This window comes from Chamaesiphon sp. VAR_48_metabat_135_sub (genome assembly GCF_031418915.1).
Taxonomy (GTDB): domain Bacteria; phylum Cyanobacteriota; class Cyanobacteriia; order Cyanobacteriales; family Chamaesiphonaceae; genus Chamaesiphon.
In genome coordinates this window covers 1-10137 of record NZ_JANOJV010000169.1, presented here as the reverse complement: position 1 = coordinate 10137, position 10137 = coordinate 1, and the positions used below count along the sequence as shown (strand labels likewise).

The following is a 10137-nucleotide window of genomic DNA, read 5'->3' as shown; positions in this document are numbered from 1 at the left end:
CTTTGCTCCCTCCCCTTGGCAAGGGGAGGGCTGGGGAGGGGTAAACAACCTACGCAGCAATTCAAATAACTTGTTGTTTAAGGCTTGCTTGGGTGGTTTCATACGCTAGAAGAAAAATCACTCAGTCCACTTGAGTGGACTTTAGCTATGAGCAACTAATTTATTTGTTCAGCTTCGCGTCTGCCTGCGCAGAGGGCGGTTAAAGACTAAATACTAGGGTTGTTGCATTTTCTTCGATGGTGTCACCCCTGCCCAGACAATCAGTGGTTTACCGACTTTTTTATAAAGTAAACTTTGTAAAATTACGCCATTATTATTAGCTGTCTGTGCTTTATTTGGCTCTTTTAATGCTTCGTAATAGCCGTTGTACCAACCACCATCGGCTTTGAGATTGGTTTGGACAAAATCAAATAACTTTTGGGTATACTCAGTGTTGTATAATACATGCCAGCCGATCGCCGCCTTTGCACTCAGAAATCTTAATTCGGGATAATTTCGACGTTTGTCGGTGATATTTGCCCAGGGTTGACCGTTGACAAAGAGCGAATTGTAGACAAAATATGGAGCGCGATCGAGATTGTCTTCGGTGACTGCTGTTAATTGTTTGGTGGCTTTATACCTAGCTTCTTGAGCTGCTAAGACTCGATCGGCATAGGCTTTTGGTAATGCCTGAAATCCAGTCTCAATCCCATCGAGAATATAAGGTTCGCTGAGGACATAGTTATTCGCTCCCGAATTTTCAAAATCTCGTTTGTCATAAGGTACACCGCGATCGTAGATGCCAACAAAGGCCGTATTAGTTTGAGTATCTAGAGCTTTGTGGACATCCAATCCCCACAATTTTAGACCGTAGGCGGCATAACTTTCATAACCCAACCGACCTTCTTGGTTATATTCTTCTTTACCCTTGCTAACCGCAGTCCCGAACATTTGTCCATCTTTAACTAATCGTTGAACTTGCCAGTGCTTCCAGACTGCTTGAGTTTGAGGTTTGAATTGGGGATATTTGGAGCCGACAATCTTTAGCCAGATCGACATTCTACCGAGATCGATCGCCGACCAGCCAATTTCTTCACGTTTGGTAAGTTGACCATAGCTGACGGGAATTAAAGTTTTGGAATTATAAACTTTGTTTGGTAGTTGTCCTTTATACAATGGCATTGTTGCCAATGTTTTGAGAGTTTGCCCTAGCTTAGTTTGAAATTCTGTTGCCGAAATTAAATCTAATTCTTTGGCACTAACTAGGGCGGCGATCGCGGCGGCTTGATCCCACATCGTCACAGATTCAAATCCACTGACGCTATTAACTAAGCCAGTTTTTGATTGCCAATTGGTTTGAAAATATGCCCAAGCTTGACGTGCTACGGACATCTCTGTTGGGGTCAAAGCGATCGCGCTTGAGTAATCTTTAGCCACCATCTCTGATGCTGGTACAGGGATTCCAGCATTACTCATTGACTGAGTATCCAGTTTGGCGACAAGTTTCTCATCTGGCTTCATTTCAGCATCCTTAGTGGCGATGATTTTCGTTGATGTAACTAAGGAAGCATCGGTTTGATGGAGGTAAACAGATAAATTTTCTAATCCAGTGATGGCTGCAACTACTGTTAATATTCCACCCACAGCAGAGAGAATCGACCAACCCAATGGTGGTGGCTTAAAATCAGAACTCATAGCTTGTTTGGTTGGTAGCTTTATGATTCATTATGCCCACTCGCCTCCGCAGAATTCACAACCATTGAATTTGGCAGGAGCGGCTAATATCCCCGACTTCTCCAAGAAGTCGGGGATATTATTTTCCAAGTATAAGATCGCACTCGCAAACCCTAGAGAATCCCCCCCAGCCCCTTTTAACAAGCCAGGGTGGATTAGTTGTCGAGTACTTAGTCTTTACCCACCCGCGACTAAAGTGCGGGCTAGTGTAATTTAAGTCCACTTAAGTGGACTTTTGCTAGTAGCCCGTGATTTATCTGCGGGGCGGTTGACAACGAAGCACTAGGGTTTCAAATATTCACCACTGACAACTAATCTACCCTGACGAGTATTAGCCGCAATACCAGATGTGAGAATGCTCGTGATAAGCTTAGAAGTCTAAAGCATTGGTGGCAATTAGCCTCTGACGAGGATTGAAACTGATGAGGATTGGAACTATTTTTTGTTCTGTAATATATAGGTGAAGCGGGGTTATCCACCCTGCTTCCTAAAAATCCAATTTTACACTTCTATTTATTGTTATGTATGCTAAATTAGATTTAGCAATCGATCTCCAGCAACCTTTATGACACCAATCTCCCCACTGTACTTAGTCGAGCAGGTGAAAATCCTCAAGGGTGAACTCAAACAACTCGAAGATCTCATTCATCAAGTTGTAGTCAGCCAAGCAGATAAAATCGAAGAATTAGAAAATTTGGTAGATCCTTACTGTAACGCTGGGTACTCTATATGTAACTCACATTGGCAGGAATAGAACCTATGGGTGAACGAGACTCACCACTAACAGTCAAAGTGACTGGCGACTTTGCTTGCTTTACTCGCCCAGAATTTGGAGCCGAGCGCGTCAGTTATGAAGTCATGACTCCGAGTGCGGCGCGGGGAATTTTGGAAGCAATTTTTTGGAAACCAGAGTTTAGTTATTTAGTTCGATCGATCGAAGTATTAAACCCAATTAAACACTTCTCTATTCTCAGGAATGAAGTAAATACTTGGCAAAGTGCAAGCTCTGCAAAAAGTGCCGATTATCGTTATTTTGCTGATGACGATCGCGCACAACGGCATACTCTTTGTTTAAGGGATGTTGGGTATATTATCAAGACTGATATTCATCTCAAAAAACATGCCAATGCAGATGTAGCTAAATATCGGGATCAGTTTCGGCGACGAGTGAAAAAAGGTCAATGTCATCATCAACCTTATTTTGGAACGCGAGAATTTAGTGCATATTTTGACATGCCGACAGATGATGATAAACCGATCGATCGAACTGATGATTTAGGCTTGATGTTATTAGATATTGAATTTACATCTGGAGACGAACAATCGATCGATTATCTCACCCACGATGAAAATGGATCGCAAGTAACAAGCGGTAGTGCTAAACCAAAGTTTTTTCATGCTGAATTGAAAAATGGCGTATTAGTTGAGAAAAATAAATTGAGGCTGCCAATTCGATGATTCTCACTAAATTAAAAGAGTACGCTGAACAGCAGATGATGGATAAATTACCACCATCTATGTATAATCAGCGGCGGATAGCATGGCTAATTAGCTTAACTATTGATGGCATATTTGAAGGTAGTATTTGCTGGAAAGATAATAGTCAAAAAGAAACCAAAAAAGGACGAGAAATTGTTGCTCCTGATATTGGTCGGACTGTTGGGGTAAAACCTAAATTGCTGGTAGATACTAGTGAATATATTTTGGGCATTGGTAGATCAGCGACTAAACCAGAAAGATTGATAGAGTGTCACGAGCAATTCAAAACGTTAATTCAAGCCTGTGCAGAAGTAACTAATGAACCAACAGTGATTGCGATCGCTAAATTCCTTAATTCTCCCCTAGAGTTGGAAAAAGCTAGAGACGAGTTTCTACAGCTACTAGATGCTAAAAAATTCGATCCTACTGAAAATATTACATTTCGAGTAGGGGGTAAGATTCCGGCAAATGCTGCTGAGAACTTTATCAGCATTCAGGAGTTTTGGGCTAATCATACTTCTGGCGGTGAAGAATCTGAATCAGGGAAAACCAAGAGCCACGTCATGACTTGTTTAGTCACTGGTGAAGAAAAAGCTGTCGAACAAAGATTACCTTTCTTAGTAAAAGGATTACGTGGTGGACAGCCTTCTGGTACGGCATTAGTATCTGCAAATGCTCAAGCTTTTACTTCCTATGGATTAGCAAATTCATTAACTTCACCAATTTCTCGTGAAGCCGCCGAGAAGTTTACCAAAGCTCTCAATCATCTGCTGTCTAGTAAAAATACCCGCTTATCAGTTGGCAATACAGCCTATGTTTTTTGGACGCGAGAACCAGAAGAGATCGACTTACTCGGCGCGATCGAACATCCCGATCCTCAAGTAGTAAAAAACCTGCTAGATTCAGCCGATAAAGGGCAAGAAGTTTATGGGACGGATGTTAATCAATTTTATGCCCTCGCACTTTCCGCAAGCGTTGCGCGGGCTGTTGTGCGGGACTGGTTGGAAACCACTGTACCGACAGTCAAAGCCAATCTCAAACTATGGTTTCTCGCGCACCAAATTACCGATGCTTATGGGGAAATTGGTAAACCTTTGGGAGTATACGCTTTGGCGGCTAGTGCTTACCGCGATGCCACTAAAGAGATGTTGCCCAAAGTCCCGACTGCGCTAATTCGTAACGCGCTCCAGCAGATTCCCCTCCCAGATGATTTACTCACCAGAGCCGTACACCGAAATCGTGCCGAGGGTAAAGTCACCTATCCCCGCGCTGCACTGATCAAACTAGCTCTCACCACTAAACTTGGCACCGATGCGATGACTGATATGGCACAACTGAATCCCCAAACTAATTTACAAGCGCAAGACGATAGAGCCTACCACTGTGGGCGACTATTGGCGGAGTTGGAAGGACTGCAAAAAGCAGCTCTCGGCAAAGTTAATGCTTCATTGGTGGATAGGTACTATAGTGCCGCTTCTACCACTCCTGCAACCGCTTTTCCAGCACTGATGAAGAACTCTTTTAATCATCTGGCTAAACTTCGGAAAAATAAAGTTGGTGCTTACAGTGCTATCGATACCCGCATTCAAGAAATTATGCTCAAAATTGCACCGCCTAGTTTGGAAGCTCATACTCTAACTTTTCCCAAAACTTTAAAAATGCACCAACAAGGATTATTTGCTTTGGGATATTACCATCAACGGGCACACAACCGAGCGGAGGCTGCAAATAGATCTACTTAACGGAATCCACATTTCGCACTTCATGAAAAATCGACTACCGCACGATTAAAATCGTCGCTCATGATGCGAAGTCCGCCAACGCGGACTAATAAATTTATTCCGCGCAGGCGGACTTTGCATCACAAGCAGAGACTTCAGTCTCTAGGCTACTCTTAACCCAAACATACCCTAATTAACACGCATACATTACTTTTTGAAGAATACTATGACTGCTTATTTAAACCCCGAATTTCGTCACGATTTTGTTTTGTTATTTGATGTGACTGATGGAAATCCCAATGGCGATCCTGATGCTGGAAATTTACCCCGTACTGATTCAGAAACATCGCATGGATTAGTAACAGATGTTTGTCTCAAACGAAAAATTCGTAACTATATTTCTACCTATGCTGAGTATGAAGCTAGCGAAGCTGAAGCCGCCCGTCTGAAGATTTTTGTCGAACATCATGGGGTGTTAAATGACCAAATTCGGAAGGCTTATGTGGCTGAAGGCTTGTCAATGGGTAAACCTGCCACTGATGTAGTTAAAGATCCAGCGATCGCGATAGTATTAAAAGAGATTATTCATTTACTACCATCATTTACTTTAACCGATGGTGATGCTGAAGATGCTCCTGATGTGGTCACAAGTTTGACATATAGTGGTGAATTGAGTAAGAGTGAATTGGACGAACAATTAGAATCGATCGAAGACCAACTCAAAGCTAATAAACCACTCAAGAAGTTCATTGACGATCTTGTGAAAAAAGCAGGCAAAGCAAATAAAAGTCGTGAAAGTATTGACAAAGCACGGAATTGGATGTGTCGTGAATTTTACGATGTGCGAATGTTTGGTGCTGTCATGAGTACTGGATTAAATGCGGGGCAAGTACGCGGCCCAATTCAGTTAACATTCTCACGTTCTCTTGATGAAGTGCAACCTCAAGATCTTTCAATTACACGGATGGCTGTCACTGATGGAAAGGATCGAGATAAGCTCCAAACAATGGGACGTAAAACACTAATTCCTTATGGTTTATATCGTGGATATGGCTTTTATTCTCCCTGTTTAGCCGCTCAAACTGGAGTAGACAAAACAGACCTAAAATTATTCTGGGATGCCTTGATGAATATGTGGGATCTCGATCGATCTGCTAGTCGTGGATTGATGGCTCTGCGGGGTTTGCATATCTTCTCTCATGAGAATAAGCTCGGTAATGCTCCGGCGCATGTGTTATTCGATCGAATCAAGCCAGAATTGAATTCATCGGTAAATGTCCCTCGTAAATTCACTGATTATACCGTGAAAATTCAAGAAGATAATTTACCAAATGGCGTAACTTTAACTTCTTTAGTTAAGTAATCTTATTGAATTGATGGTGCATTGTTAGATCGGTAGCCATGCCGACATCTTTACCATTACTGCTAGATCCCCGACTTCTTGAAGAAGTCGGGGATCTATCTTAGATCGTCATACCTAGCTTGCCACTCAATTATAGAAATATCGATTAAAATAGGTAGTTAGATTATCCCTAAGTATAGGTAGGTTCAAATCTATGGTTGTAGCAACTCAGACTAAGTTAATGACTCTTGAAGAGTATCTCATCTATGATGATGGCACCGATACCCTTTGTGAACTTGTGAATGGAGAACTAATACCAATGCCACCAGAAAGTGATCGGAATCAGCAAGTTTCTATCTCTTTACTAGCTTACTTTCTAAAGTTAGGGATACCACCGCAATTATTGAGAAATCAAATTGCAATCTCGGTAACTGGTGGCAGAGCAACTGCACGTATACCAGATTTAACAGTTCTCTCTGAAGATTTAGCATTGGAATTAAGAGAAACTAACCGATCAACAGTGTTAGCAGATATGCCGCCACCTACGTTGGTTGTGGAAGTAGTCAGTCCTAAGCAAGATAAACGAGATTATCGATATAAAAGATCTGAATATGCTGCTAGACAGATTCCTGAATATTGGATTATTGATCCAATATTAGATAAGGTAACAGTTTTGGAACTGGTAGAAGGATTGTACGAGGAACAAGTTTATACAGCAGAACAAATTATTGTATCGCCTCAATTTAGTCAATTTAATTTAACTGCTCAACAGGTTTTAACTGGATCGTAAAACAACGAATTGATGTTTATACTTCATCAAATGGGTACTCTGTAAATAGGATACCTATTTTTTGTGCCTATTGTGCCAGATTCAGAAGATTATGTGATGATTAGTGCCCTTCAGCACTATGCCTATTGTCCGCGCCAATTTGCGTTGATTCATATCGAACAAGTTTGGGATGAAAATATCTACACGCTGCGGGGGCAAAGAGTTCATGAAAAGGTCGATATTCCTGACGATGAACAACTTGACGATCTGCGAGTTGAACGTGCTTTACCGCTCTGGTCTCATCGATTGGGGATTCGGGGAATTGCTGACGTGGTTGAATTTAGCCGTGATGAGATTCCCTACCCAGTGGAATATAAATCTGGTAGTAAAAAACCGCGTCTGGCTGATGATATTCAACTTTGTGCCCAGGCTCTGTGTTTGGAAGAAATGCTCGGTTGTGACGTGCCATTAGGGGCGATTTATCATGCTGGCTCGAAACGGCGGCGGGAAGTGAAAATCGATCCTAAATTACGTGCTCAAACGGAACAGATAATTATTGCTACTCATGAGATTTTAATTAGTCAGAAGCTACCGCCACCTGTTAATGACAAACGTTGTGATGACTGTTCGCTGATTGATGCTTGTATGCCTGGATCGATCGCCAATTTTAGTAAATCTAGCATTCGGAATAACCCTTTCTCGGTTAATTAGATTAAATTTAATTTAATTTGCAGTGGGGGAGGGCGGGTTTGAATTAGATTTTTAGTGAAATCGACATCGATCTCATAAACCCGCCCCTACAGATCTACTGTATATATCCAGATTAAATATGTTGAATTAATTTTATTATCATGAAACAACTCCTAAATACTCTCTACATCCAAACGCAAGGTGCATATTTGCGCCTCGACCATGAAACGCTCAAAGTTGAAATTGAAAAGGAGGTTAAAAAACAAATTCCGCTCCATCATTTGGGGAGTATTGTCACCTTTGGAAATGTGCTGATGAGTCCCTATTTAATTCATCGTTGTGGCGAAGATGGACGCAGTTTGGTGTGGTTGTCAGAATTTGGTCGATTTAAGGGGAGATTGGCGGGTTCGACGACGGGAAATGTGTTGTTGCGTCATGCTCAACATGAGGTGGTGAGGGATGCTGCGGCTACTCTAGCGATCGCCCGTTACATAGTAGCTGCTAAACTCCAAAATACCCGCACAGTAGTAATGAGAGCGGCACGAGAAGCCACTAGCCCAGACGATCGAACCCAACTGACAGAAACTGCTAAACGTCATGCAGAATCGATTCAGAAAGCTGAACTAGCCACTGATTTAGATACGTTGAGGGGAATCGAAGGTTATGCCGCTAAAACCTATTTTGGCAGCTTTACGTGCATGATTCGGGCAAATCGAGAAACGTTTGCATTGCTCGATCGCAATAAACGTCCACCCCGCGATCCAATTAATGCGTTATTATCCTTCGTTTATACATTACTAAAAAATGATTGTGTGTCGGCTTGTGAAGGTGTAGGACTCGATCCCCAGATGGGTTTTTTGCATACTCTGCGTCCTGGTAGACCTGCTTTAGCTCTAGATTTAATGGAAGAATTTCGTGCCCCATTTGCTGACAGATTAGTCCTAAGTCTGATTAATCGCAAACAAATTCAACCCAAAGATTTCGTCACTCGTCCAGGTGGTGCAGTACATCTAGTCGATGATGCGCGGCGAACTTTATTGGAGGCTTATCAAAACCGCAAGCAGGAAGAAGTTCAGCACCAAATCATCGATTCAAAAGCTCCATTTGGTTTGATTCCTCACGTTCAAGCTCGTTTATTAGCCCGTCATTTACGTGGCGATGTACCTAGTTATCAACCTTTTATTCAGAAATAAGCCGATGGATATTTTAGTCACCTATGATGTGAATACGGAAACGAAGGAAGGGCGGCGACGGTTGCGAAAGGTGGCGACTGTTTGCAAGGATTATGGACAACGTGTCCAGTTATCGGTGTTTGAGTGTCGGGTAAGCGATAGTCAATATGAGACTTTACGCGATCGATTGACAAAGACGATCGATCCCTCTCTGGATAGCATCAGGGTGTATCGATTACCTGCACCGAGGGAGGAGCATCTCTTCTGTTTCGGGATTGATGGTTATACTGATTTTGAGAAGCCGCTAATCCTCTGAATTCTAGCGCGAACCTGTAGTAATGGTCAAATTCCTGGGGGGTTCGCGATCGCATGTGTCATCAGGGTTTGAGCTATTTTTCTCTATTATGTCGATCTGTTTGAAGGGATGGGGAATGATAGGATCGCGGAAGTCGTTATTCAAATTGTTGGTATCAGCAGGTTTGAATCGATCGCTGTTGCATCCAGTCTTCGGGCTGGATGAGGATTGGAACTGCATAATATCGCTGTCAAAGGAAATATAGACTGTAGTTGCATCCAGTCTTCGGGCTGGATGAGGATTGGAACACAAGAGGCTTTAGATAAAGACTATAAAGAGCGTCGTTGCATCCAGTCTTCGGGCTGGATGAGGATTGGAACGTTGCAGCGAATGGCTGGAAAGTACAAAGCAGTGGTTGCATCCAGTCTTCGGGCTGGATGAGGATTGGAACTGGTTTAATCCCAACTTTGGCCGGAACACCAGGGACGTTGCATCCAGTCTTCGGGCTGGATGAGGATTGGAACAAAGCTACGCATCACCCTGTGCCACTGCACACCGTTGCATCCAGTCTTCGGGCTGGATGAGGATTGGAACATAATGTCGGCATCAAACCCTATGACCTCCGACAGTTGCATCCAGTCTTCGGGCTGGATGAGGATTGGAACAATACTGTCATTTATTTACCCCTAGCACTATTGCTGATCAAGTTGCATCCAGTCTTCGGGCTGGATGAGGATTGGAACACGCTAGGACTACCAGACACCAAGGACAATCGCCGTTGCATCCAGTCTTCGGGCTGGATGAGGATTGGAACTGTTTACCTCACCAACTGTACAGAGAAAGAGCGAATGTTGCATCCAGTCTTCGGGCTGGATGAGGATTGGAACGATCAAATCAGTAACCGCATCAACAAAAATTCGTGGTTGCATCCAGTCTTCGGGCTGGATGAGGATTGG

9 protein-coding genes and 1 CRISPR repeat array are annotated in these 10137 nt (G+C 42.9%); of the genes, 8 read left to right on the top strand and 1 reads right to left on the bottom strand.

Going from position 1 to position 10137, the window contains the following annotated elements; genetic code table 11:
• Positions 1-213: 213 nt before the first annotated feature.
• Complete coding sequence (locus RMO55_RS12110) at positions 214-1674, bottom strand: DUF3131 domain-containing protein (protein WP_310426839.1); 1461 nt, start codon at positions 1672-1674, stop codon at positions 214-216.
• 604 nt (positions 1675-2278) lie between these two features.
• Here RMO55_RS12110 and RMO55_RS12105 point away from each other — a divergent pair.
• The 8 genes from RMO55_RS12105 to cas2 all read left to right on the top strand — a co-directional run bounded on the left by RMO55_RS12105 (position 2279) and on the right by cas2 (position 9202).
• A complete protein-coding gene (locus tag RMO55_RS12105) occupies positions 2279-2467 on the top strand; it encodes a hypothetical protein (protein WP_310426837.1) in 189 nt (62 codons plus the stop codon).
• A gap of 5 nt (positions 2468-2472) precedes the next feature.
• The gene (gene cas5c / locus RMO55_RS12100) at positions 2473-3171 is read left to right on the top strand and encodes a type I-C CRISPR-associated protein Cas5c (protein ID WP_310426836.1); all 699 of its coding nucleotides are present in this window, start codon (positions 2473-2475) and stop codon (positions 3169-3171) included.
• Positions 3168-4934: a type I-C CRISPR-associated protein Cas8c/Csd1 gene (gene cas8c / locus RMO55_RS12095; RefSeq protein ID WP_310426834.1), complete on the top strand. Its 1767-nt coding sequence runs from the start codon at positions 3168-3170 to the stop codon at positions 4932-4934. Before cas5c ends, cas8c begins: the two co-directional genes overlap by 4 nt.
• 205 nt (positions 4935-5139) lie before the next feature.
• Complete coding sequence (gene cas7c / locus RMO55_RS12090; protein WP_310426833.1) at positions 5140-6276, top strand: type I-C CRISPR-associated protein Cas7/Csd2; 1137 nt, start codon at positions 5140-5142, stop codon at positions 6274-6276.
• Positions 6277-6469: 193 nt separating this feature from the next.
• Positions 6470-7045 carry a Uma2 family endonuclease gene (locus RMO55_RS12085; RefSeq protein WP_310426831.1) on the top strand — a complete coding sequence of 192 codons (576 nt, stop codon included), beginning with the start codon at positions 6470-6472 and terminating at the stop codon, positions 7043-7045.
• Between the two features lie 72 nt (positions 7046-7117).
• A complete protein-coding gene (gene cas4 / locus RMO55_RS12080) occupies positions 7118-7735 on the top strand; it encodes a CRISPR-associated protein Cas4 (RefSeq protein WP_310426829.1) in 618 nt (205 codons plus the stop codon).
• Positions 7736-7875: 140 nt separating this feature from the next.
• Positions 7876-8907: a type I-C CRISPR-associated endonuclease Cas1c gene (cas1c, locus tag RMO55_RS12075; RefSeq protein ID WP_310426828.1), complete on the top strand. Its 1032-nt coding sequence runs from the start codon at positions 7876-7878 to the stop codon at positions 8905-8907.
• 4 nt (positions 8908-8911) lie between these two features.
• Positions 8912-9202 carry a CRISPR-associated endonuclease Cas2 gene (gene cas2, locus RMO55_RS12070; protein WP_310426825.1) on the top strand — a complete coding sequence of 97 codons (291 nt, stop codon included), beginning with the start codon at positions 8912-8914 and terminating at the stop codon, positions 9200-9202.
• Between the two features lie 177 nt (positions 9203-9379).
• Positions 9380-10137: direct repeats of the CRISPR family, unit length 34 nt; unit sequence GTTGCATCCAGTCTTCGGGCTGGATGAGGATTGG.

Bases quoted from the DNA above. Each gene is read 5' to 3' on its own strand.
- cas1c (WP_310426828.1), top strand. From the start codon at position 7,876: ATGAAACAACTCCTAAATACTCTCTACATCCAAACGCAAGGTGCATAT.
- cas7c (WP_310426833.1), top strand. From the start codon at position 5,140: ATGACTGCTTATTTAAACCCCGAATTTCGTCACGATTTTGTTTTGTTA.
- cas5c (WP_310426836.1), top strand. From the start codon at position 2,473: ATGGGTGAACGAGACTCACCACTAACAGTCAAAGTGACTGGCGACTTT.
- RMO55_RS12105 (WP_310426837.1), top strand. From the start codon at position 2,279: ATGACACCAATCTCCCCACTGTACTTAGTCGAGCAGGTGAAAATCCTC.
- RMO55_RS12085 (WP_310426831.1), top strand. From the start codon at position 6,470: ATGGTTGTAGCAACTCAGACTAAGTTAATGACTCTTGAAGAGTATCTC.
- cas8c (WP_310426834.1), top strand. From the start codon at position 3,168: ATGATTCTCACTAAATTAAAAGAGTACGCTGAACAGCAGATGATGGAT.
- RMO55_RS12110 (WP_310426839.1), bottom strand. From the start codon at position 1,674: ATGAGTTCTGATTTTAAGCCACCACCATTGGGTTGGTCGATTCTCTCT.
- cas2 (WP_310426825.1), top strand. From the start codon at position 8,912: ATGGATATTTTAGTCACCTATGATGTGAATACGGAAACGAAGGAAGGG.